This window comes from Eubacterium sp. 1001713B170207_170306_E7 (genome assembly GCF_015547515.1).
Taxonomy (GTDB): Bacteria; Bacillota; Clostridia; order Eubacteriales; family Eubacteriaceae; genus Eubacterium.
In genome coordinates, this window is record NZ_JADMVE010000009.1 from 113635 (window position 1) to 139270 (window position 25636).

Here is a 25636-nt window from a genome sequence, read left to right on the forward strand (position 1 = left end):
AAAATGAAAAAATCAAACACACTGCCGAGAATCCAGGGCTTTTTAGTCGCGATTCTTATGATATTCACAGTCATGATGAGCTTACCAACAACCACGTTTGCGGCAAACAACGGTACGCTCACACTTCACAAACTGGACAGCACAGGTGTTTCCGTGCAGGAGCCTGGAAAAGTCTACAAAGAGGTCAACGGCCTCTACCACGAATACCTGGCAGACGCCGAGTATTCGGTCTACCAGATCGGTACCTTCGCACAGGAAGCTGACCCCGTTGCGGTGGTTTATACACCTGTTTCCGGTTTAACCGATATTGATGGGAACCCCATCACTGTATTGAACGCATCGACGGAACCTTCCTCCATCGATGTAACGAACCTCAGCCCCGCGGCAACCGGCACCACCACGGCCACCGGTCCGTTAACCTTTGATAACCTGAACGACTTCAGCGTTTACCTTATCAAAGAAACCTACCTGCCCGACGGCGTGCATGGCGCGACCGATTTTATCATCACTGTCCCAATGTTCAACAAAGATAACAGCGAATGGGAATACAGCGTCGACGCTTATCCTAAAAACACCTATGCCAACGCCTCCATCGAAAAAACCATTGTTTCCGGCGCAGACGCCGGCAGCGACAATGTCTTCTATGCCAACGTTGGCGATGTCTTAAACTATCAGGTTGATGTGACTGTTCCGGCGGATATCCAGGACGGAAAATACACACAGTTTGACATCGTGGATACCTCCAGCCAGTATCTGCAAATCGACACCACGTCAATCACCGTAACCGGAGCACCAGCGGCTGGCGGTACTGCCTATAATTTAACAGCCGCCGACGGCGACTTCACAATGACCTATTCCGGCAATGTCCTTACCCTGGCTTTCACAGAACAGGGAATCGGCAAATTAGGCAATGGCGACGCGCTTCAGATCAACTATGACGCAGAAATTTTATCCGGTGCTTCTGATTCAAAGGGCGGCGTCTCCAATGAAATCTCCCTTAAAGTAAAAACAAAGGATAAGGATATCGACCCAATCACCCCAGACCCCGACAAGCCAGACCCGGAAGTCCGGATTTACAGCTATGGCGTTAAAAAGCTTGGCGACGACGGTTCTCCGCTGGCGGACGCAACCTTTGTGCTTGCCGAAGATAACGGCAGCGGCAGCTACAATTATCTGATTTATGATAACGCCACTAACCAATGGAGCACAGCGGCTTCCATTAATGACGCCACTGCCTTTGTAACAAAAACCTCCGGCACAGACCTTGACAGCGAGGCAATCTTACAGTTCAGAAACCTTGACAAGAATAAAACATATTATCTCTTTGAAACAATCGCACCAAATGGCTATGCGACACTTCCAAGCCCTGTCGAAATCGCGGCTACGGAAAATTCTACCGATCATGTCTACGCATCCTACGCGCTTGATTCAACAAGCGGCAGCTATACCTACGTGGCCGATACCGGCTACAGTAAATCCATCACCAACCTTCTGGATGGAAATAACCCTGGAAGTTTACCAAATACCGGTGGTCAGGGAACCTACATTTTCATCGCAGCGGGATTAGCGTTGATCGTGTTAGCCGCTGGATTATTGGTTTATTATCGAAAAAAAGTAAAAACACAGTAATACGGAGTAAACCCATATCCATAAATACTTTATAAATTAACCAACATTTTTTCAATAGTACTACCACTGGAAGGAGGATGAGTTCAACACTTGTCCTCCTTCATTTTTTACAAAAATTTAAGGAGGGTTATATTGAAGCTAAAAAAAACCTACACCAGCATTCTGATTATTCTCACTTTTCTGCTGGGAATCGCCATAATGGGCTATCCCTTTTTCAGCAGCTGGTACAATCAAATGTGGCAGAAACAACTGATAACCGAATATAATGACACGGTTTCTGACATCAGCAGCGAAACAAAGCAGTCCGAACTGGCGGCCTGCTATGCTTATAATCAAAGCCTTTTACAAAACGTTGTCCTGACAGACCCTTTTGACAGAAACGCCGACCTGGCTGTAAGCGAAGCCTACAGCCAGAGGCTTAATGTTCAGGAAAATGGTATCATGGCCCACCTCGAAATTCCAAAAATCGATGTAAATCTCCCGATTTACCACGGAACATCCGAAGTCGTACTCGATATGGGCGTCGGCCATTTGGAAAAATCCTCTCTGCCCATCGGTGGAACCGCCACCCATGCAGTTCTTTCCGCGCACACAGCCTACGCCGAAGCGGAAATGTTTAACGATTTGATTGAGCTCAATGAGGCCGATGTCTTTTATCTGACCGTGCTCGACGACAAGCTCGCCTACCAGGTTGATCAAATAAAGGTTGTCGAACCAACGGATACCAGCGATCTCAAAATCGACCGCAATGAAGACTATGTGACACTTGTCACCTGCACGCCCTATGGCGTAAACTCACACCGCTTACTGGTACGGGGGACAAGAATTCCCTATACCGGGGAAGCTGCGGAAACGGTGTCGAAAACGGACTGGCTGCCTTTTATTGTCCTGTTTCTCATTCTGCTGCTTATCCTCTCAATTGTCCGCTGGGTCGTTTACCGAAAAAATCAGACAAAAAAGGACAGACAATGAAAATATTGTCTGTCCTCAAATTAAATACACCGGATGCTAAATACGTTTTTCATACAGATATCTGCCAGGCAGCTTTAAGAGCGCGTCAAAATTATCCGGCACCATGCCGTCGTAATTTATTTCACAGCTATTCAAAAAAGCCCAGTCCGTCGATGGCCTGCACAAACCTGTCCACGTATTCCTTTGAGGTTGTCGGCCAATGGTATTCCAGCCTGTAGAGGATCTGCATGGTGTAGTCGTTGGACCTTGCTATGGGCAGCGTTGCCTGCCCATGCCCCATATTCTGGTACGCGATCATGCTGGATAAGACCTTGGCTTTTTCCGGATCCTTCTGCGCTTCCTCAAGGGCTTTCATATAATCGGCTTCTTCTGAAAGCTGGATATCCAAACCATTTTTTTTCATTTCATGGATAATATCCCCCATATAGATGTTGTGATTATTATACGGATGGAAAACACAACAGGCTTCTGGTGTTTTTGCGAGCGTCATAATCGCTTTTGCGGTGCTGTCGATGGGCGCCATTTCCGCTGCCTGGTCCATCATGGAATAAGGGAATTTTCCGATCAGCACATAGGATTTTAACCGGCCCACAAAGTTATTTGTCGAAAAGTTCATCTGGAACTCGCCGTCGGTGTCACGCGCGGACAGGTTCCCCACCCGCATAATTTTTCCGCTGAGCCCAAAGGAAGAAATACTTTCCAGAATCGCTCTTTCTGCGAGAAATTTACTGTGGCCATACTTCGTATCTAAAACCTGTCCAAAATACAGCATTTCTTCGTTCATAATGGTTTTGGCAGGCGGTACATCCCCAACGCTGAAGCCTGAAACGCTGGTGGTCGAAATATGAACGATCCGGCTCCCTTTTTTCCGGCAGTACTCGATGGCGTTAAGCACGCCGCCCACATTGACATCCTCAATATCAGTACCTTTGGAAAAATGCTTGACATTTGCCGCACAGTTGATAACTGTCTGAATATCTTCTTCCAGCAGGCTGTCAAATACAGCGCTGTCCGTAACATCTCCTTCCACAAGGATAATACGATCGCCGATCAGCTCCTCACAGGTTGTTTCAAAATAGTAAAACAGCATGGCGTTCAGGCGTTTTTCCAGTGAATCGTAATTCCCCTTTCTCAGAATACAGAAAACGCGTCCTTCCTCGGAATCCAGGAACTCTTTCAGGATATGAATGCCCAGGAAACCGGTGGCGCCAGTCAGCAGAACATTCCCAAGCGGGAGCGGATCACCGGCTAAAAAAGATTCCAGGTTGTTTCGTGACAGCACTTTGGCAATCTCACTGTAGTCATAGCTCGACAGGTCTTCCAGACCAGTCTCTGAAGCACTGCCTTTCTCAAACATCGCCGCAAGATTTCCCGGCGTCGTGTGGGAAAACACATCGCCATAGGTAATATCAAAGCCTGCTTTTGTCGCCGAGATAATTACCTGCGTCACCGTCAGGGAGGTTCCACCCATCTCAAAGAAATCATCGTTGACGCCTGCCTGTTTCAGGTGAAGCACCTCTTCAAAGATTTCACAGAAGATTTTTTCCGTCTCGTTGGCCGGCGCCACGTACTTGGCAGCTTCCGCCAGTCCCGGTTCGGGCAGGGCTTTGCGGTCAATCTTTCCGTTAGGTGTCATTGGCATTTCGCCAAGCTGGCAATAGCCGGTCGGCACCATGTATTTTGTGAGCTTTTCCTGCAGGAATTCCTTCAGCTTCTCTATCTCAATGTCTCTGCCTGCCGTGAAATATGCGCAAAGGTGCTCGGCGCCATTAATTTCACGAATCACGGTCGTTACGCTTTTTATATCCGGATATTTTGCGATGCACGCTTCAACCTCTCCCAGTTCAATTCGCAGTCCTCTCAGTTTAATCTGATGATCGGTTCTCCCTAAGATCACCACATCGCCCTGTTCTGTAAACCGGGCGTAATCCCCTGATTTGTACATTCGTTCGCCAAAAACAGTGATGAAGCTTTTGGCTGTCATCTCAGGCATATTGTGATAACCTCTGGCAAGTCCCGGTCCACCGATATAGAGTTCGCCCATTGCGCCAGGCGGAAGCAGATTGCCGTCTTTATCGACAATGTATTCCGTATAGTTCAAAAGCGGCGGCCCAATGGTCACTGTATCCTCAAAGGTCAGTTCCTTGGCGTTGCTGGATACCGTGATTTCCGTCGGTCCATAGGTGTTAAAGATTCGCGCAGACGTTACTTTTTTCAGTTTTTCCAGCAGCAGCGGACTGTACTGTTCACCGCCTGACATAATCACCCTGCATCTGCCCAAAGCCTGGCAAAATTCCGGCAGCTCCATGTACTGCAGCATTCTTGAGGGTGTGGCGTTGATAATATCGCCGCCATGCTTGGCCATCAGCTGCGCCAGATGCAATGGATGGTTGGCGGCGTCTTCGTCTGCCAGCACCAGTGTCAGCCCGTTGCACAGCGCCACCGCGGTTTCTTTCAACGACATGTCAAAAGAAACGGTGGTCACAGAGACCATTACGCTGCCATCTGTTACGCAGGCGTGAACATGGGGATTGCCCTCATGATTCCTTACATAATTGGCGATTCCCCGGTGCTCCAGCATAACGCCCTTGGGTTTTCCCGTTGATCCTGAAGTATAAATCATGTACGCCAGGTCATTACCCGAAACCGCTATATCGGGGGCCTCTGTATCGTCACAGCTCAGCAGAGCCTGGATATCCACAGCCTTTTCATAGAGTCGCAGCTGGTCCGCTGTCGTGATGATCAGCGCAGCTCCGCTGTCCTGGGTGATCTGCCGGATTCGGTCTTCCGGATATTCCGGATCGCACGGAATATACGCGCCGCCAGCTTTCATGACGCCATACATGGCCATGATCAAAGCGCCTGTTCTTGGTAGCAAAACAGCCGCTGTCTCTCCCGGCTCAAAGCCCCTTTTGATCAGAGCGTTCGCAATTTGGTTCATTCGATTGTCTAATTCTTTGTAGGTATACGTGTTTTCCGCGTCCACCAATGCGATTCTTTCACTGTGAAGCCGCGCCTGCTTCTCAAAGGCCCGATGGAACACTACCTCTTCCGGCTCTGCTGCCGCTCTCAGATGAAAACGGTCCAAAAGAAGCCGCTGCTCTGGCGTTACCAAACTAATTTTCCGGAGCTTTTCCTGCGGCGAAGCCATCATCGCTTCCACGCACACCGCAATCGAGTGCGCCAGGGTGTCCATCTGCGGCGCACTGTACAGGGCGTCATTATACTGAATACAGACAGCTGGCTGTCCCTGCCTTTCCTCAATGTGAATGGAAATTTTGAATTTTGGCTTTTCGCCTTCCAGGCTTTCCATCTCAATTTCTCTGCCTCTAAGCTCTGTTTTTTCCAGAACGCCCAGCTGGCAGGCATACATGATATGCGGCGTGAAATCGTAGTCTGCTGTAATCTGTGTAAATGGATAAAGCTCATGTGCAACGGTGTCCATCAGGCAGGCTTTTGCCTCCTCAATAAAGTCCAAAACCACCTTGTCCTGCCCCAGATCGCCCGCAAGCGGAAGGGTGTTGACAAACATGCCGAAGGAATCCTGTACGCGCAGATCAGACCTTCCGTTGCTGATGGTCGAAATAAAAACTTCCTGCGAATCCGTAAAACGGGCCAGGGTATAAAAAGCAGCGGATAAAAACAGGTGCGCTGGTGTCACGCCATATTTTTTACAGAAGCGGTCGATTTCTTCTTTATTACACAGGGCGGTTTGCTCCGCTTTTTTCCCTGACGCTTCATCGCCGGATAAATCTGGTACCAGCAGGCTTGCCCCCTCGCAATTTTGCAGCATCTTCTTAAAATAAGCCTGGGCTTCTTGATACGCCTTTTCTTCCTTTGCATTAACGATGTCATCAACATACTGATAATAGCTGTAACGTTCCTTTTCAACGGGATTTCCCTCAAGGGCAGACACCACCTGACGGAGAAATACGGCCAGAGAGCCGCCGTCAAAAATAATATGATGAAAATCCGCCATAAGGCAGGTCCGGCTTTCTGTCTCAATGACGGCTAAGCGATACAGCCTTTCCCCTTCAAAAATAAAGGGTTTTACAAAGGCCTCCGCGTAAGTCTTAAGGGCTTCCTCTGTCATGGACAGCACTTCCACTGAAGCGGGCTCCTCAACCGGGAGCTGGACCAGGGTGCCTTTGCGGTATTCTAATCTGGTCTTCAGATAGGGATGTGCTTCAACCACAGTCCGGACTGCCTTTTCCAGCGTTTCAGCTCTCACTTCCTTTGGAAAGCTGAAAAGGGCTGGTATATTATAGCTGGTGGCCTCGGGAGCCTTTACCGCGTCATAGTACACACCCATTTGCGCCTGCGTCAATGGATAGTCTGCTGCGCAGAGAGGCTCTGCGTTGCTGCTGCTTTCCGGTTTGTCTTTTGCCTCCATTCTGTCTTTCTTAAGCCCGGCGTAAATCTCGTCTTCGATGGTCAAAATACTGCACTGCTTCATCATTTTCTTGACTTCCAGCATAATGCCGTATTCTTTTTCAACCGCTGCCGCCAGCTTGATAGCCGACAGCGAGGTGATTCCCGCATTGGAAAGCTCTGTATTGACAGAAAATTCCTGATGTCCCACAATTCCGCTGATCATATCCTTTAATTCTTTTTCCAAAAGCGTCAGCGGTCTCGTGTCGTCCGTGTCGGTCTGGTGTGCCTGGCTGAGCGGATCCGGAAGGGCCCTGCGGTTTACCTTCATATTTTGATTCAGGGGAATCTTCTCGATCTGCATAATCACTGCCGGCACCATATATGGCGGCTTTTCTTCCTGGATAAAGACCTTTAACCCTTCAATATCCACTGTGTCGTCGGAGACGACATATGCCGCAATGGCCTTGCCGCCAGCCGGCGCATCAAAGGCCATGACCGTCGCGTCCTTGATACCGGGATACTGGCGCAGGATGCCCTCTACCTCTGTCAGCTCAATGCGGAAGCCCCGGATTTTAACCTGTCCATCCCGTCTTCCGATAAATTGAAGGTTGCCGTCAAAGAGGTAGCGGACCATGTCCCCGGTGTGGTATATCCGCTCAAATCCCTCTCTCCTCATGAATGGGTTTGGCGTAAAAACCTTTGCTGTCTGCTCCGGCCGGTTGAGGTACCCCCGTCCCACCTGATAGCCGGAAACACAGAGCTCTCCAAGGGCTCCTGCCGGAACTCTCCTTTCATATTTATCGACGACATAGAGTTCTACATTGTCAATGGCGTGTCCAATGGGCACATTATCGTAGCTTTTGGTTTTATCCACCTCAAAAGCCGTTATGAGAACAGTCGATTCTGTCGGTCCATACAGATTGTGGAAAGCGTAGTCTGATCCCGGCTGTACGGGAACCAGGGTCTCGCCTCCGGTGGAGAGATGTTTCAGTCCATGATTCTCAATCTCTGAGGCAAATTGTCTGCCGACCTGGGTGGTCATAAAGCAGTGTGTCACTTTTTCTTTTTCCAGGTATTCGTTAAGCTTTGGCAGTTCCAGGCGTAGCTCGTCCGGAATGATGCAGACGGCAGCGCCGCTGCTCAACGCCGGGTACATGTCCATCATATTGGCATCGAAGCCATAACTGGCGTAGGCCGTCACAATACTGTCGCTCTCCAGCCCATAATAGGACCGGTACCATGAGCAAAAGGCCACGATATTGCTCTGCGTCAGCATGCACCCCTTAGGAGTGCCAGTCGTTCCGGAAGTATACAGTAATATGAACAGATCCTCCGGTGACGGGTCCGTTTTGCCTGGCTGCGGTGCGGGTGGCAGCGCTGGTATGGCTTCTGTCAGCAGTACCTCACCCTGGTATTCCGGAACCTTTGAGCGCAGCTGCCGGTCTGTAATCAGCAGTTCTGCTTTCGCGTCCGCCATCATAAACGCCAGCCGATCCTCCGGATAGGTGGGGTCCAGCGGCTGGTAAGCGGCGCCGGATTTCATAACGCCAAGGGACGCAATCACCATGTACTCACAACGGTCGATCAAAATTGAAACGACCTGCTCTGGCCCGATCCCTTTCCCGCTCACATAGGCTGCGATGCGCTCAGACAGTTCATCCACTTCACGATAGGTATAGCATTTGTCTTTGTAGATCACCGCTGTTTTATCCGGCTCCCTCTCGGCCTGCTGCCTGAAAAGCGCCACTAAGGTCAAGCTTCTGTCATAGGCTGTCTCTTTTCCATAAAAAGACTGAAGCATCTGTATTTCCTGTTGGGAAACCAGCGGAATGGCCTTTAAAGCATCGTATTCCAAAAACCCTTCCGCGACCCGCAGATACAGATTGACAAAGGATTCCATATTCTGGCGGTCATAAACATCCCTTCGATATTCAAAGAACAGATCATAGCTGCCTTTTTTCTTAAAAACATGCAGCGCGATATTGGCAAGGCTGCAGCCGGTTTCCAGCGATTCCATGGAAACCTCCCGGTCTTCCAGTGTGATGGCATTCAGCGTCTCAGCCTGATAAACAAAAAGCAGCTCTGACGAAACCCCGTATTGATTGGCTAACTCTCCAAAAGAGCAGCAGTCATATTTCATGGTCTCAAAGAAACGCTCCTGCAGCTGCCGTAAGAATGACGTGATCTCCCTTTCTTCATCAATCGCCACATAGACTGGCAGCGTCCTGACAAGCATCCCCATGGTTCGTGCCATTCTGGGGTCGTGCCGCCCATTGTTGACCGTGGCAAACATCGCCTCAGCCTGCCCTGTGTATTTTGCCAGCGTGTAGGCGTAAACACCTAAAAAGAAGGTGTTTTCCGTTATCCCCGCATTTCGGGTAAACTGTTCCAGCCTTTCGGCTGAAACCTTTTCCTCCAGATTGCAGTAAAGGCGCTCGGCGGGCAAAATGCTCTGTTCGGGATCCTCTGGGTGGTCAAACACCGGGTTAGAGTTTACCTCATTTCCCTCCAGGTAATTTTTAAAATAAGCCTGGGCTTCCCTGTAAATATCCTGCTCTTTCAGCGTCATCTCATAATTTGAAAGCGTAAACTGGCTGATCACTTCTTCTTCCGGCAGCTCTCCCTGATAGATCTCCGCCGCCTGATTGAAAAATGCGGCAATGGACGCGCCGTCGGAAATTATGTGGTGAAAGTCGGCCAGCAGATAGATTTGGTCTTCTGTTTGATAAAGCTTTATGCGGAAGAGGGGGCCCTTCTCCAGGTCAAAGGCCTTTACAAATCCGGCTTTAACCTGCTGAAAGCGCTCCTCAGAAATTTCTTCTGTCTCTACACCGTACATCCGCTCTGGGTGCGGGATCATCCCGTAAGACCCGTCTTTTTCTCCAATACTGACTTTGAGTACAGGATAGTGGTCGATCATTTTTTCCAGGGCTGCTTTTAATTTGTCTGCATTCACAGCTTTCGGAGCTGTAAAACAAAATGGAATATTGTACATGACACTTTCCGGACTCTGGAGGCATTCCAGAAATACGCCCAGCTGGCTGTCGGTAAGAGGGTAAAATTCCCTTTTCTCCCCGCAGCCCTGATAAGGATCATCCTGTTTTTGGGTGCACAGTGCCGCAATGCCTTCCGGCGTTTTTCCCTCAAAAATTTGCGATGATGTCAAATTTAGACTTAAGCAGTACTCCTGCAGACGAATCGCCTTGATGGAATCTCCCCCAATGGCAAAAAAGTCGTCCTTTCTCCCGATTTGGTCTACCTCTAAAATCGCTTCAAAGCCACGGCAAAGCAATTCTTCCGCTTCTGTGTCAGGCGCTTCATAGTCGGCTTTAAAGGCTGAAGCATCCGGAGCTTTCAAGGCCAGCCGGTCCAGCTTTCCATTTTGATTCAAAGGAATTTTTTCCATTTCAATTAAAAACTGCGGGATCATATAATCCGCTAGCTTTTCCTTCAGTGCCTCTTTGACCGCCTGGGTAGGATTTTGCGGCCTTAAGTCTTCTTTTATCTGAAAATATCCGCAAAGATAGGTCTGTCCATATTTATTTTCATATCCCTTAACAACGGCGCGCTCCACATAAGGCAGCCCATTCATCAATGCCTCAATCTCTCCCGTTTCCACTCTCTGGCCATTTATTTTTACCATCCAGTCCTTACGGTTCACATAGATAAGATTTCCATCCTCCTGCATTTTTCCGAGATCGCCGCTATGGTACAGAATTTTATCGGTACCGCCCTCTGCGAAAGGATTTTCCGTAAAGACCTCGGCTGTTTTTTCAGGCAGGTCCAAGTATCCCTGCGCAAGATAACCCGAAATACAAATTTCCCCTGTTTCGCCGGGAGCGGCAGGGCTGCCATCTTCTCTCAGCACATAAACGTGCATCCCCTCAAATGCTTTTCCGATGGGGGTATTGTCGTATTCCTGATCGACTTTAAAATAAGTGGCTGCCGGTGTCGTTTCACTGGAGCCATAGATATTGTACAGATCATACCCGTTCCCCTTTACATTTGAGACACGCTCGCTTCCACAGAGCACCAGCCGAAGCGTATCGCTCTTATTTTTAAACAGTTTCATCATCTGCGGAGAAATAAGCGTGGCTGTGATGTGGTGCTCTGCAATGGCGTCTTCGATCCGGTGGATGTCTTTTCGGCCATCCTCACTGTTGATATGGACAGCGGCACCAGCGTATAACAAGGCGAAAACGTCCTCGATAATCGCTATAAAATGAAAAGGAAGGTTGGAAAGGTAGATGTCTTCCTCTGTATAACCAAACGCCTTTGCGCTTCGGTATGAGCTGCTGGCAAAGCTCAGATGATTATGGACAATCCCCTTGGGATTACCGGTTGAGCCGGAGGTATAAATGGCAATAGCCCGGTCTTCAGCGTTTATCTGCGGTCCGGAAAAGCGCAGGCTTCTCTCCGCTTCATGAACCTCCTCAAGCGCGCTCAAAAAAACCTCATCCACAACCGTGTGCGCGCCGCATTGTTCCAGGATAAAGGCTATCCGGTCCTTCGGGTAGCTGGAGGAAAGCGGTACAAACACGCCGCCGGCTTTGAGTATCCCCAAAGCGGCCGAGATATATTCCATTTTTCTCGGCAGCATCACCGCTACGAAATCACCTTTTTCAACACCAGTCTCAATGAGTCTTCCCGCTATCTGGTCACTGATGTCCCCCAGCTCCTGATAAGTGGTTGTTCTTTCTCCCTCCAAATCTGAAATCGCTACGTGTTCCGGCGCCTTTTTTATATTTTCCAAAAATTGTTCCAAAAATAATCGCATATCTTACCTCTTATCAAAATCCTTGACAATGAATTTTAACTTGCCGCCCCTCTGATTATGGATGGGCGGCTCCTGACTCTGTATAAATTCCACAGGCGGGCACCCGTTTCTCTGAAAAAAATCCTCCATTATTTTTCGGGCTTCCTCAAATACATCGGTGCGCTTTTTCTCCGACTCGGGGATCATTCTGATTTCAAACTTTGTTTCTCCCTTCTGCACGAGCTGCAGGGCGTAGGCGCCCTCGACATACTGCAGGGAATATTCCACATTAACCCCCAGTACCTCGACGACGCCGACTGTCAGATTCTCCCCTGTTCTTCCCAGTATTTCCATCACTGGCAGGGTGATGCCGCAGGAGCACGGCCCTTTGTGTAGCTTTATTTTATCTTCCATATAATAGCGGATAATCGGCTGCACATAATTTGTCAGATCTGTGACATAGACGCCATCTGACCATTCTCCCTCTTTTGTTGGGGTTCCATCCTGGTTAACCGGCTCCAGAATAACCCAGTCGTCATTCACATGAAGCTTTCCCAAAGAACAGGACATAGCGGCCTCGCCCCCCTCGGTGCTGCAATAATTGTTTAGTACCGGACAGTTAAAAGCCTCTTTCAGTGCGTGATATACCGTTTCCGTTAAAACCTCCGCCGAGCAGGCAATGGCCTTTGGCGCTATCTGAAGAGCTCCCTGCTTCTGCGCGTTGGCCAGCGCCCCCATAACCGAAGGATACCCTGTGACCATGTCCGGCTGAAATTGATTTAACTGCCTGACAATCGAAGCGACGTCCGAGGTGATGGAGAGCTCCAATATATTGTTCTCATATCCAGGGTATGCTTTTTTTGTCCGAAGCAGACTGGAATAAGAGGAAACATGGGGATCCAGAAAAATCGCCGCTGCAATTTTATTCCTGACCGGTATCATCAAATCCGGGTCTGTCTGTCTCAGCAGCCTGGTCTGCATCATAGCGCCATGAATGGTGTTATGATAGGGATCTCTCACCATCGGCACGGGGCTGCCTGTGGTTCCAGAGGTTGTAATCGCTGTGTACGCGTCAAGATAACGTTTAACTCCAGCTTCTGGACTATTGATATACTCAAACACACCGTCATATGTGATTCGTGGATCGGTGACCCAGCCGTGATAGTCCTCCATCAATACACGCTTATTGGTTGGGGGCAGTTCCTCCAAAGTATAGTGTTCTCCAATATTTTCATAGGCTTTTCTGAAATATGCGGAATGCTCTTTCGCATAATCCACCAGACGGTGAAGTCTTTTTTCCCTGAGGACGCCGCGCTGTTCCGGGTCCATTTTCTCAGCCTCCCGGCACAACGCAATGGCTTCCTGCATCTCAATTGTCTTCATTCTGCTCCTCCTTGTAAATTCATTCCGATGGTAAGAATATTCTCTCCATCTACATGTGCATAGTTGATCCGGTCTGCAATTTCCTTAACAAGATATATGCCAAGCCCGCCAATGGGGCGTTCTGCCACAGGACATGTAATGTCCGGTGCGGGACGCTGCAAAGGATCATACGGCTCGCCGCAGTCTCTGAAGCGAACAATAAGCAAATCCTTCTCTGCGCCGCATTCAATCCTCACATCTCCCTGTAATTCTTTATACGCATAACTCGCTATATTTACAAAGACTTCTTCCACAATCAATTCAAGCTTCTCTGGTTCTTTTACGCCTCCGTATTCACGGGCGGTCTCAGTGACAAAATCCAGCGCCTGATAGAGGCGATCCGTCTCTGCCGGTAATACGACCTTTTTCATAATCCTAATCTCTTTGGATGGTAAGGACCTTGTCAAACCCACTCATGCGCATCACCTCAAATACCGGCTGGGTTGGGTTTTTCACACAAAAAGCTGCGCCGCACTGATCTGCTGTCTTTTTGCAGACCAGCAAAGCCCTCAGGCCTGCACTGGAAATATACTCCAGTTTTTCGAGATCTACCGTCAGCTCCTTACAATCTAATTCCTTCACAGTATCCACCATTTCCGGGGCTGTCACTGTATCCAGCCGGCCCTCCAATGTGATCGTCATAACGTCTTTATCCTTCATCTTCAAAATGTTCATACACTTTATCTCCTTTTTTATTTATTTTTACAACACTGCAGTTCATCCCCAGGATATAGTCATAAGCGATATCACTGGAGACGGCTTCTGCTACCGCTAAATTACTGAAGAGCTCTCGATTTTCTCCCGTCTTTAGCGGGTCCAGAGGATACCCGTTATCCTTGAATATGATCGAAATATCCTCATCCTCTAAAATCAGACGAATATCAATATATTTCTTTTTCTTTGTTCTGCGATTTCCCGATTGATTTTCAATGGTGTTAACGGCCATTTCCTCCAATACGACACCCACTCTCGCCGCTGTCATTTCATCGATGCCGTTATCAATGCAAAACCGAATCGCCGCATCCGAGAGTCCAACTACCTGCGTCGCTTCCTGCGAGAGCGTTACGTCCAGCATTGTCTCGTCTCTTTCCTTTTCGATAAGGAAAAAGCCCTGGGCGTCTGGATTTTTTCTCCTCACTCTTTTTGTGTAAATAAAGATACAGACAATCGTCAGTATTTCACCCACCGGAAATGCTGCCCAAATGCCGACAGCGCCAAATATTTTTGATAAAATCCACGCGGCAGGCACTACGATTGCAAAGCCTTCCAAAAAAGCAACGACACTGGATAAGCTTTGATATCCCATAACCTGGTATACGCAGATAGAGATAAACAGAAGTCCCATGAACGGCAGACTGATCGCGTAAACCCGAATAGCCTCGACCGCGATGGCTATCTGCGTCGGATCTGTCACTCCGAACAAACTGGTAATCTGCGCCGGTATGATCTCGAAGAAGAACAGCAGAATTAACGTCGCCGTTCCGGTTATGGCGATGGCTTTCCGAATGGTGAAGCGTACACCTTCAATATCCCTTTCGCCGTAGAGCGTCCCCAACAGCGGGATCATGGTCTGTGCAGACCCGCCGACAAACATGGAGACAATGGACAGGCAGGATGTGCAGACAGAAAAAGCTGTCACGCCATTACTTCCAAGGTAGATCATGACAATGGCGTTGATGCAGGTGAGCCTGAAAAAATTCAGTGCCGTGTTAATGGTCATGGGCAGGCCCGTACTCATGATTTGAATCAATGTTTTCAATTTATTTTCCGGCATTTTGCAGAAACGAAGCTCTTTTGCCCGGTATATCCCCAGCAACGCGATAAAAAGTCCAACAAAATAGCCGGTGCCTGTGGCGAGGGCCGCCCCGCCGATTCCAGTCCTCAGAAACACAATATAGACAACATCTAAAGTCAGGTTGACAACATTCGCAATGATCAGGACACTGGAGGCAAGCTTCACTTCACCAGTAGAACGGAGAAAGTATACCAGCCCCGGAGCAAAAATCAAAAATGGCGATGCCAGCATGACCACCCGCATGTAATCAAACACCAGCTCCGTCAGATTCTGCGCATTCGCTGTCAGAATTTCCGCAAGCGGCCGGCAGACAAACAGACCCAGTACCAGGATTACAGCCGATACAAAAGCCATTGCTAAAACGGACAAGGTGAAAAGCTGCTTTGCATATTCCTTTTCCCTTTTTCCAAGGGCCACCGAATACAGCGTTGCACCGCCCACGCCGATCAACACATAGACCGAGTTGAACAGCAGGGTAATCGGCAGTACTAAATTAACCGCCGCCAGCGCGTCTGGTCCTAAGATGTTTCCCACGATGATACCATCGACCACTGTACTCAAGGACAGCGCCATGGTCATCAATACTGTTGGGAAAAAAAACTTCATAAACTGCTGTTCAATAATATTCCCTTTTCTCTCGAACATTTTCTCCCTCCTATTTTACCGCCAGCGCCAGCATGGTAATGTCGTCTGACGGATCAGCGCCTTCCGTAAAAGCTTCCAGACTTTGCTCCATGGTTTTAATCAGTTCAGAGCAGCTGGGGCTTTCATTCATTGTTATATTCATCTGCTGAAACAGCCTGTCGTTTCCATAAAATTCCTTTTCCAGATTTTCAGCCTCATTCACGCCATCGGTGTAGATAAACAACTCAAAATCATCGGCGATTTCCATTGTATGCCGCTGGTACTGCGTACCCTCCATGGGCCCCAGCACAAAGTCCGCTTCCCCATCCAGCCATTTAACCTCACCGGCATTTCGGCAGATTGGCGGATTATGACCCGCGTTGGCATAGGTCATTCGCCTGTTTTTCCGGTCTACCACTGCTGTAAAAGCCGTGACAAACATCATTGCCGGATTGGTTTTGGATAAAATATCATTGACACGCGCCAGCATCTGCTCCGGCGGCAAGGTACAATTCGCTTCAATCAGCGTCTTTGTCTCTACCATAAACATGGCCGCTGAGATGTCCTTTCCTGAGACGTCCGCAATACAGATAAAAACCCGATCCTCATCCAGCGCGGAAAAATAATAGAAATCTCCGCCCACTTCCTTTGCAGGTTTAATGTAAGGGACAATCTCAAAGCCTGTTCCCTCCCAATTTCCGGGAAGTAAACCGCGTTGTATGTTTTTAGCAATGTTCAGTTCTGCCGCAAGCTTTTCCTCTTTTTCCGTGCGTTTACGGATATCCTCTATGAAGCTCCTGAGTTTATCCACCATTGTATTGACCGATTCGCTCAGATCATCCAGCTCATTCCCTGTATGCTCAACCACCAGCCGGCCCTGCTCCAGCTTGTCTTCTGAAACAAATTTCCGGGTATACGCAGAAACCGCCAAAACCGGATTGATTACTTTCTGCTGAATAATTTTCAGCAGCAGTGGCAGCGTTGCCATAAAAAATGTTCCTGCTATCGCAACAAGAATGATTGTACGCAGCCACACCACGGAGACATTTCCCCCTTCTCCAGTCATAGCGGTAAAATCTACATAGAGAATCCGGAGAATCGAAATGAAAAACATAATTAAAACGATCCCTAAAATCGACAGAAAAAAAGTCACAAACTGAGCCCCTATTCCTATTTTCGGAAGGGCGATATCGGTGTCAACACGCTCTACTGTGATTCGGCCTCGGGTCATTGGCAGCAAAGCCAGTACCGCGGTAAAGACGATAAGACTTACACATAAAAACGTAATCAACGGCGTGCTTTTCACTTCCGGTCCCGTTCCTATCACTGACAAAATACCTGAAAATATGACAATACAAGCCGAAAGTATGTAATCAATGAAAAAATACCGCTTTTTGTAATTTTGCCTGTAGACCTTTTCCGGTATTCGTGGCTTTATATGAAAAATGGTCAAGCAGATTTGAAAAATAAACATTCCTCCAAGCAAAGAAAAATCATAGTATTGCAGTGCCACTGGAAGAAAAAAACCCGCGAAAGCGAAGCCGCCCAGCAACTGTCCACCTGCTGCGATAATGCCTACAGACGCACAGCTGACAATGACAGAGATACAGACCAATTTTATGACAGACTCCAAGGATTCCAGGTAAGTCAGCGAATGATCCTTGAAGAAAAACATGGTATGCCACATTTTATAAGGCAGCCACGCCATCAAAAGATTTCCAAAAAAGCCAAAAATCCAATAACTGTCAATGCCTGAATAAATGTCTGCCGCAAGGTTGCCAAGAGCACACGCCAGCGCACCCGGAAATCCAAACAATAATCCCGCAGGCATCGAGATTAAATTTGTAAATCGAACCTGTGAATAGCCGCCGCCAAAGGTAAGGCGTACAAAAGGAGACGCTAAAATAAAATAAAGAATTGCGATCAACAGATACATCCCAAACTTTTTCGCTTTCATACCCCGATCCTTCCTTTGAATAGCAATTTTCAGATATATTGTGCTATAATAAGCACAAGATCGTTTAGATTTTCAATTTATTACAAACTAATCTTTAAAGGCAAAATGCTCGCCCAGGAGTGAAGAAATGAAACTATTCTGCTGCAATATACAAAATTTCCCATCGGATATTGACCTTCTGCTTCAGCGTCTTCCCCAGAGTCAATGGCCAAAAATCAATTCCTTTCTGCGTCAGGAGGACAGACTGCGATGCCTGGGAGGACGGCTTCTGTTAGCTCAATGTTTTGGACCAAACTATGACCGCCGTATTTTTTATAATCCCTATGGCAAGCCTTTCATAGACGGCGGCCTCCATTTTAACCTCTCACATTCAGGTGATTTCGTTGTTCTCGCACTATCTGATCAGGAGGTGGGCGTGGATGTCCAACACCATGAAAACGGCGATTATCTTTCTCTGTCAAAAATTGCGTTTCATGAATCTGAACAACAGTATTTGAAAAGCTGTGGGCAACCGAAAAAAATCTTCTATACACTCTGGAGCCTGAAAGAAAGCTATATGAAAGCGGTGGGAACAGGCTTTTCCATGCCCTCCTCCTCTTTTTCCGTTTCCCTCACCAAAAACGGCCCGCGATTCGATACCGTCACCGGATACACCCTTATGCTTATTCCTTTTTACCCTGAGTATTCACTGGCCGTTTGTTTAAAGGGCCAGTCCGAAAGTGTCACTGTAGAAAATGTTCAGTTTTAATTCTGGCTTTACCAGAGCGCTTTTCAAATTATTCCCTGTATTCACAGCGCCATTTTTAACGCATTGTCACTCACTTTCTTCTCTCCGGTACAGGTGTCAAAGGCACAACAAATCGTCTGCGCTGGTCGTTTGAGCGTACATTTTTGTAAATCTATCCTAGCAAAAAAATTCTTCCTAAAAAAGAGGGTATTCCTACTTGGTCCAAAAATCTTCCCAAGTGGTAAGATTTTTTGTTGAAATTCCCCGTACTTTCCTGCTATCCTTATGAAAAGGAGGTACGTTCACTTGAAGAAAATAACATCAAAATGGAAAACAGGCTTGCTTTTGCTGTATACTCTTATCATTCTTCTGGCGGTTTCTTTCCTGTCTTCCTATTCACATACAAATGCTGAAAAGCTGTTCCTCACCCCTACTTTTTGGGATAACAGCGGCTGGGACATCTATACCATGGAAGACGGAAAACAAAAAGCCGCATCAACGCAGGAGCTGTTTGACAGCGCGGAGGGTACCTTCTATCTTACGCGGACCCTGGATGAGCGTCTGGAGCTGGAGGGCTATACGACTCTGGAGCTGGATACTGCATGGCAGGAGAGTGTCTTTCTGGACGGAAAACTTCTGTATACAGTGGATCCGACATTGGATAACCGTATCGGTTTTGTTGAGTTTCCAAAAAAAACCGCCAGGATTGAAGGAATAGGAGAATCCGTCAAGGTATCGCTGCCTTCAGACTATGGAGGAAAAACTCTGACAATTGCCCTTTCCTATCCTGGGGCAAAAGACTACAAAGGGCTGCCGATGGTGCGGCTGTCGAGTGAAGCCATACAGACGCTGCAGCTTGTCACTGAGACAAACCGGATCGCTATGCCCGTCGCTGTCTATATGGTTGCTTTTCTCTTACTGCTGGGGCTGTTTCTCTATAACCTTACTCAGGGAGAAAAATCCTATTCGATTCTGCTGCTGATGGTGGCGGCACTGATACAGTCTCTGCGCGTTCTGCTTAACTTTGATCTGTATTTCAGCGCTCATTTTTCATTAAACGTGATTCCATCAGACCTGCTGATTCCCTTATGTGTCGGACTCCCCATGCTGTATATGCTGGCACAGATGAAACAATGGAAGAAATGGGATGTCTGGTTTCTATGTATACCTTTTGGGCTGAGCATTCTTTTTCATATCGCCGCAAAATGGGAGGCTTTTGCCTTCCTTGGCAATTATCCCTATGACGCTCTGCTGTATCTGTCCTTGCTGGCGCTTATGGTCTTTTCCATTCTGGAATACCGTGACCAGAATGATTTTTACCGCCTGTTTACACCAGCCTTTCTGATTGTCCTATCCGCCGTCTTTCTTTTACATACGACCTTGATCTTCAGCCAGAACGCAGGAATACTGGCGAATATTATTACAAACCGCTACTTCTTTCTTCAGCGAACAGGCGAGATTCTGCTGATACTTGGCGCAGGCGTCAGCTTTCTCATGACCATTGAGAAAACAGCAGATACCCTGAGTGAGCTGTCTGTCATGACCGTGAAAAATAAACTCATCAGCGAAAACATTCAGAGTATTCAAAAAAGCAGCATGGAGATCGCTGGAATGCGGCACGATATGCTGCGGCACCTGCAGACCATGATGGACCTAAGCCATGCCGGGGATTATGAGCGCATGGAAGCATATTTGAACGAATTGACCCGGGAAACAAAAGCGATTGTACCAATACGTATCTGTGAACATTCCCTGATTAACGCACTTGTCACACGTGCTCTTCTAAAAGCAGAGAAGGAAGGCATTTTGATGGAGCTGCATGTAAATGTGCCCTCCAGACTGTCCATTCCGGACCATGACTTAACAACGCTTCTGATGAATATGCTGGATAATGCCACCGAAGCCGCGGCGGTGCTTTCTAAAGATAAAACACAAAAGGTAGAGCTCACCATGCACGTACGGGGACGCTATCTGTTTGTCGAAACCATCAATCCCTGCAAGGAAACACTTCAAATGGATAAAACGAGCGGACTCTGCCTAAGTACGAAAGGGTCGGGACATGGTTACGGTATGAAAGCCATGGCGGCTGTTGCAAAAAAATATAACAGTATCCTGCAAATCAAGCAGGAGCAAGATACCGTCATCGTACGCACGGCACTTCTCTTGCCGCAGGAGCAGACATAAAGAAAAACGCTGTATTTCCGACAACTGGAAACACAGCGTTTTTATAATAGATTAAAGTTTTAAAAAGGTGAAGTACTTCTCAAAAGTCTGGTTATAATAGCGGCGGCTGACAGGAAATGTTTTGCCATTATCCATCAGGACATCGGTGCGCTGTATCTCTTTGACATGACTCAAATTAATGATATAGCTATTATGAGAATGACAGAAGCCGGATGAGGGCAGCTGCTGCTTCAACGTAGAAAGCGCACCATTCCAGTTACGGTATCCCTCATGCAGCCATATCCTTGTACGGTGCTGAGCAGCTTCCAGCGCGTAAATATCATGAAAGGACAGGGGCACCTTCCTGCCGTCAATTTTGAGGACAAGACGAGTATCCGCATAACTTCGGCGGTAATCTGATAAAAGTATCTCTGTAAACTTGTCATAATCCAGAGGCTTCATCAGATACCATAAAGGCTGTGTGTCAAAGCAGTCAAACACATAATCACGATAGGCTGTAATATAAATGATACTGCACCTGATATCCTGCTCTCGAAGCCCCCTTGCAAGCGCCAGTCCATTCTCTTTAGAAAGCTCAATGTCCAGTAGCAGAAGATGGTAATACGATGGATTTTCTAAAACCGCACTTTGTATCTCGCCGGCTTGTGTAAATCGGTCTATGCTAAAATCAGAGTTGGTAACCAATCCTTTTTCACATAATATAGTTTCCATTTTGGAACAAAGCTGATTCAGAAAGCTCTCGTCATCATCAACGACTGCAATCCGATACATTCTGACACCACCTTTCTTAAAACGCCGTGTTTCGCTTATAAAAAAACTGGCTTTCAGAATCTCTGAAACCCAGTATTTATGCAGTCTGGCGGAGAAGGTGGGATTTGAACCCACGCACCGCGTTAACGGCCTATACCCTTAGCAGGGGCACCTCTTATAGCCACTTGAGTACTTCTCCATGTTTAATGTCAGGCTAAAAAGACTACGTTTTTATCACTGACGTATTCAGTTTTGATGGCCGAGAGGGTGGGATTCGAACCCACGTGGGCTTGCACCCTAACGGTTTTCAAGACCGCCCCGTTATGACCACTTCGGTACCTCTCGACTCGAAATGCAAGATTAATTATAACAGGGGCTGAAGCCCCTGTCAACCATTTTCTTCGTGATTTTTACCGGATTTTTATTTAGAGTTTAACGGTCCAACCCAGTTTATCCTCAACGGTTCCTGTCTGCATTCCAAACAAAGTATCGTAAATTCTCTGTGTGTATTCACCGATTTCACCGTTGTTAAAACTCATATTTTCCCCCTGGTATTCCAGGCCGCCGATCGGCGATACAACCGCTGCGGTTCCAGTGCCAAATACTTCTTCAATCTGGCCTTTATGATACATATCTACAAACTCGTCAATGGTAATACGGCGTTCTATTACTTCTTCTCCCCAGGAACGCAGCAGCTCAATAACACTTTTTCGGGTAATCCCAGGAAGAATTGTTCCGTGAAGCTCAGGCGTGATGAATTTACCATCCACTTTAAAGAAGATGTTGCTGGTGCCGACCTCTTCAATATACCTGCGTTCCGCGCCGTCGAGCCAAAGAATTTGTTCAAAGCCTTCATCGTGAGCTTTTTCCTGTGCTGCCAGGCCACCTGCGTAGTTACCGCCGCATTTGGCTTCGCCTGTACCTCCGACAACTGTCCGTGAATAGATGTCCTCCACATGCATCTTTGCAGGCTGCAGCCCTGTCGCATAATATGCGCCTACCGGGCTTAAAATAATAATAAACTTATAATGAAGACTGGTACGGACACCGATAAACGGATCTGTGGCAAAGACGAAAGGACGGATATACAGGGATGTACCCGGTGCGTGGGGCACCCAGTCCTGATCAATGGTCACAAGCTGTTTTAATGCACCGAAAACAAATTCTTCATCAATCTGAGGAATGCACATCCGGGCATTTGATCGGTTCATGCGCGCAAAATTTTCCATAGGCCTGAAAAACTGAATATCCCCTTCTGGCGTTTTATAGGCTTTCATTCCCTCGAAAACTTCCTGAGCATAATGAAGAACCATTGCTGCGGGAGAGAGCTCTATCGGCCCATATGGAACGATCCTGGCATCATGCCAGCCTACACCCTCGGTATAATCCATGATAAACATATGATCAGTAAATTCAGTTCCAAAAACCAAGTTGTTTTCATCTGGCTTTGGTTTCAACTGTGTTCTTTTAGTAATTGCGATTTCCATCATTCTTCCACTCCAATCTTTTTAAAAACACTCTGATATATAGTATACATTTATTGTATACAAAGAACAAGTATTAAAATAAAAAAAAGGGCAATTTTGCCCTTTTTATATGTATTTTTATTTGTACACGATGAATTTAGAAATACCAGTTCCCTGCAATACATACAGAACCACTTGTTTGGTAGCTTCTGAAGCTTGTAAAGTTATGGCTGCGGATACCACCTTCCATACAATCCGTAACAGCCTGCTGTACTGCTGCCGGTGCGCATCCCAAATACTGGGTATAATATCCGTCAAGATAGGAAGCAAATTGGCCCGGTGCTGTTAATACACTTACAGCATCCGATCCCCATCCTGAATCAACACGATTCATAACACAGGAGATAACGCCCATTGCACCTTCATAGGAAGCGCCGCCTTCATGGGCCACAATTGCACAGATCAGATCAAAATCACTGCCTGCTGACTGTGTCGCATTTCCAGCGCTTGGACTCGGGCTTGAAGCAAGACTTTCAGGAACAGCTTTCTTTGTTCCGACTTCCACAACTTCCTTAACCGGTTCAACCTTTGTAGTGGTAGAAATATTTTCGCGTTTTACTTCTGCACCGTCCTGATAGGTTACCTTATCAACAAAATCAGCCTTTCCAACAACACCCTGTGTTACCACATTACGAGTGCCCTCTTCCAACTCTGCATTTTCTTTTTCTTCACTTTCAAAAGGAATATCCTTTTCTCCAGCCTCTTCTTTTACCTCGATACGAGCAATGGTAACATTGGAGACATCCGTAGTCAGTGCGGTCGATGGCGCCGGCGTTACAATATCATCGTCGTCGTACTGAATATTATTGTTATTCAGAAGATCGCCTACTGTTTCGTCCGCTGATTTATAATCAATTGTTTTTCCATCAACCTTGATCTGACCGACAGCATTTTTCTTTACCGTAACGGTATCAATGTCTTTAACTTTTTTGTCCGGGTCGACACTGATGGTGTATTCTTCATTTACCGGATATCCCTGATCCTGAAGAACTTCTTCAACGGATTTTTGCAACTGTGCATTAATAACTTCTGTTTTGACAGCATCGGTGGCAGACGCTTTATTTTCATCTAAAACAAGCTCCACATCCTTAGTCGCATTAAACGCACAGGTAACGCCAATAATAATGACCAAAACAAACAAACCTGAAATAATAGCGGTTTCCTTTTTATACCTCTTTAAAAATCTTTTAATTAATGTTAACTTATTCAAATCGTGTACCCCTTTTTTACTTGTTTTACAAATTCATAGTATAGTTTACAAGTTCGTTACAAAATAAATTTTAACAAGATTTTGGATGTTTGTCAAGTTCTTTAAGCATTTATGCTATAATAATGCCTATTGGAGGATACTATGACGAATGATATTTTGAATTTTCATAAAGAAACCGCACATATTTTTGCCACAAATCTTTTACAATGGTTTTACAAATCAAAACGCGCCCTGCCATTTCGTGAGACTAAAGACCCTTATAATATCTGGATTTCGGAAATCATGGCCCAACAAACTCAGATTGATACACTTATCCCTTATTATCATCGTTTCGTTAAGGCTTTTCCCGATGTAGCCGCACTGGCAAAAGCGCCCGAGGATAAAGTTTTAAAACTCTGGGAAGGATTAGGATACTATTCCCGCGCAAAAAATCTTCATAAGGCAGCTAAGATAATTCATGAAGAGTACAAGGATGTTTTTCCAGATCATTATGATGCGCTTGTTAAACTTCCTGGCATCGGGCCTTATACTGGCGGGGCTATTGCCAGCATTGCTTTTAAAGAAAAGGTGCCTGCCATTGACGGAAATGTGCTGCGTGTGATCTCACGTTTCAACAATTACAACGGTGATATCGCTGATATTAAAGTAAAAAAAGTCATTACCGACTGGGTGGCTCAGGCAATGCCCGACAGCCCCGGTGATTTTAATGAAGGGCTTATGGAATTAGGGGCTTTAATCTGTACACCAAGCAGTCCAAAATGTATGATTTGTCCTGAGCAGGATATCTGTGAAGCTTTCAGGGAGGGAACACCAAATCAATTGCCTGTCAAATCGAAAAAACAGCGTCAAAAAAAGCTTGAAATGGAAGTTGGGATCATTGATATGGGCGGCTCTCTTTATCTCGTTAAACGCCCGGATAAAGGCTTGCTCTCTGGCCTTTGGAGTTTCCCTATTATAGAAAAGAAAAAGGATGCTCCCGGTCACGCGATTCACCAGTCTCTGGAAACTGTTTTCCCAGATCTTCCTGAGGGAAAACTTATTGGCAATAGTAAACATGTTTTCAGCCACATTATTTGGAATATGAGCGTCTATTATTTTGAAATCACCTCAATGATGGCCGCTGAGGCGCCAGGAAAATATGGTAATACTGAAGCCGATTTTAAAGATCGTGACCAGCTGGCGGCCGTGGCGTTGCCAACAGCTTTCTCTAAACTATTGGAATTATTGTAAAAAGATAAAGCAAAGAATTGTTTTGATGATTCTTTGCTTTTTTAGTTTTGTTAAAAAAGCCTGAAATAAAAAAGGCGTCTACTTGGAAGACTTGCGGGGTGTGGGGCCGCGCACTCCGCTGCCCTGCGGACAGCTCCGTCGGGGGCTGCGCCCCATAAAAAAAGGATGGTCATTGGCCCTTTGCAAGTCAACTTGCACGGGCCATTCACCATCCTTTTTTTGCGCGGCTTAAGGTTGAACGCAAAAAGACCCCGCGATGTCCTATCCTCCCAGGCAGTTGCCCACCAAGTACTTTCAGCGCTGAAGGACTTTACTTCTGTGTTCGGTATGTTAACAGGTGTTTCCCCTTCGCCATCATCACGAGATCAATCTCACTTTGTTATTCGGTTGTTTGATGCTGATTTTGGTCATTCAAAACAACATAAAGATTGGGAGTATTTTCAAAATGTCTTGATGGGATCAAGACCTCGGCCGATTAGT

15 protein-coding genes, 2 tRNA genes and 1 rRNA gene are annotated in these 25636 nt (G+C 46.9%); 6 read left to right on the forward strand and 12 right to left on the reverse strand.

Features of this window, described 5'->3' with window-relative positions:
• The first annotated feature begins 3 nt into the window (after window positions 1–3).
• A complete protein-coding gene (locus I2B62_RS18365) occupies window positions 4–1629 on the forward strand; it encodes a SpaH/EbpB family LPXTG-anchored major pilin (RefSeq protein WP_195270491.1) in 1626 nt (541 codons plus the stop codon).
• A gap of 132 nt (window positions 1630–1761) precedes the next feature.
• Window positions 1762–2601 (forward strand): class C sortase, encoded by an 840-nt coding sequence (locus I2B62_RS18370; protein WP_243259599.1) that lies wholly within the window; start codon window positions 1762–1764, stop codon window positions 2599–2601.
• A 127-nt stretch (window positions 2602–2728) separates the two neighbouring features.
• Here I2B62_RS18370 and I2B62_RS18375 read toward each other — a convergent pair whose 3' ends face one another.
• Genes I2B62_RS18375 through I2B62_RS20815 form a run of 6 tightly spaced genes read right to left on the reverse strand, consistent with a single transcriptional unit; the run spans window position 2729 to window position 16899 of the window.
• Window positions 2729–11752, reverse strand: coding sequence for a non-ribosomal peptide synthetase (locus I2B62_RS18375; protein WP_195270492.1), 9024 nt, complete (start codon window positions 11750–11752; stop codon window positions 2729–2731).
• Window positions 11753–11755: 3 nt separating this feature from the next.
• Window positions 11756–13114 carry a phenylacetate--CoA ligase family protein gene (locus I2B62_RS18380; RefSeq protein WP_195270493.1) on the reverse strand — a complete coding sequence of 453 codons (1359 nt, stop codon included), beginning with the start codon at window positions 13112–13114 and terminating at the stop codon, window positions 11756–11758.
• Complete coding sequence (locus I2B62_RS18385; RefSeq protein WP_195270494.1) at window positions 13111–13524, reverse strand: ATP-binding protein; 414 nt, start codon at window positions 13522–13524, stop codon at window positions 13111–13113. Before I2B62_RS18385 ends, I2B62_RS18380 begins: the two co-directional genes overlap by 4 nt.
• A gap of 4 nt (window positions 13525–13528) precedes the next feature.
• Window positions 13529–13828 carry an STAS domain-containing protein gene (locus I2B62_RS18390; RefSeq protein WP_195270495.1) on the reverse strand — a complete coding sequence of 100 codons (300 nt, stop codon included), beginning with the start codon at window positions 13826–13828 and terminating at the stop codon, window positions 13529–13531.
• The gene (locus I2B62_RS18395; protein ID WP_195270496.1) at window positions 13803–15593 is read right to left on the reverse strand and encodes an MATE family efflux transporter; all 1791 of its coding nucleotides are present in this window, start codon (window positions 15591–15593) and stop codon (window positions 13803–13805) included. Before I2B62_RS18395 ends, I2B62_RS18390 begins: the two co-directional genes overlap by 26 nt.
• A gap of 10 nt (window positions 15594–15603) precedes the next feature.
• Window positions 15604–16899 carry a PP2C family protein-serine/threonine phosphatase gene (locus I2B62_RS20815; protein ID WP_195270497.1) on the reverse strand — a complete coding sequence of 432 codons (1296 nt, stop codon included), beginning with the start codon at window positions 16897–16899 and terminating at the stop codon, window positions 15604–15606.
• 111 nt (window positions 16900–17010) lie between these two features.
• Here I2B62_RS20815 and I2B62_RS18405 point away from each other — a divergent pair, with 111 nt between their 5' ends.
• The 3 genes from I2B62_RS18405 (at window position 17011) to I2B62_RS18415 (ending at window position 20440) form a co-directional block, all read left to right on the forward strand.
• The gene (locus tag I2B62_RS18405) at window positions 17011–17328 is read left to right on the forward strand and encodes a hypothetical protein (RefSeq protein WP_195270498.1); all 318 of its coding nucleotides are present in this window, start codon (window positions 17011–17013) and stop codon (window positions 17326–17328) included.
• A 328-nt stretch (window positions 17329–17656) separates the two neighbouring features.
• Window positions 17657–18277 carry a 4'-phosphopantetheinyl transferase superfamily protein gene (locus tag I2B62_RS18410; protein ID WP_195270499.1) on the forward strand — a complete coding sequence of 207 codons (621 nt, stop codon included), beginning with the start codon at window positions 17657–17659 and terminating at the stop codon, window positions 18275–18277.
• A 285-nt stretch (window positions 18278–18562) separates the two neighbouring features.
• Entirely contained in the window at window positions 18563–20440 is a 1878-nt protein-coding gene (locus I2B62_RS18415; RefSeq protein WP_195270500.1) for an ATP-binding protein, read from the forward strand.
• Window positions 20441–20491: 51 nt separating this feature from the next.
• Here the strand turns inward: I2B62_RS18415 and I2B62_RS18420 are convergent, their stop codons facing one another.
• The 5 genes from I2B62_RS18420 to I2B62_RS18440 form a co-directional block, all read right to left on the reverse strand.
• Window positions 20492–21211, reverse strand: coding sequence for a LytTR family DNA-binding domain-containing protein (locus tag I2B62_RS18420; RefSeq protein ID WP_195270501.1), 720 nt, complete (start codon window positions 21209–21211; stop codon window positions 20492–20494).
• Window positions 21212–21297: 86 nt separating this feature from the next.
• Window positions 21298–21389: transfer RNA gene (locus tag I2B62_RS18425), tRNA-Ser, on the reverse strand.
• Window positions 21390–21446: 57 nt separating this feature from the next.
• A tRNA-Ser gene (locus I2B62_RS18430) sits at window positions 21447–21535 on the reverse strand.
• Between the two features lie 80 nt (window positions 21536–21615).
• Window positions 21616–22677 (reverse strand): branched-chain amino acid aminotransferase, encoded by a 1062-nt coding sequence (locus I2B62_RS18435; protein WP_195270506.1) that lies wholly within the window; start codon window positions 22675–22677, stop codon window positions 21616–21618.
• 136 nt (window positions 22678–22813) lie between these two features.
• Entirely contained in the window at window positions 22814–23926 is a 1113-nt protein-coding gene (locus I2B62_RS18440) for a G5 domain-containing protein (protein WP_195270502.1), read from the reverse strand.
• 141 nt (window positions 23927–24067) lie between these two features.
• On the opposite strand from I2B62_RS18440, the gene mutY reads away from it, so the two are divergent.
• Window positions 24068–25156: an A/G-specific adenine glycosylase gene (mutY, locus tag I2B62_RS18445; RefSeq protein ID WP_195270503.1), complete on the forward strand. Its 1089-nt coding sequence runs from the start codon at window positions 24068–24070 to the stop codon at window positions 25154–25156.
• Between the two features lie 248 nt (window positions 25157–25404).
• On the opposite strand, the gene rrf is transcribed toward mutY, so the two are convergent.
• Window positions 25405–25521: ribosomal RNA gene (gene rrf / locus I2B62_RS18450) — 5S ribosomal RNA — on the reverse strand.
• Between the last annotated feature and the right edge of the window lie 115 nt (window positions 25522–25636).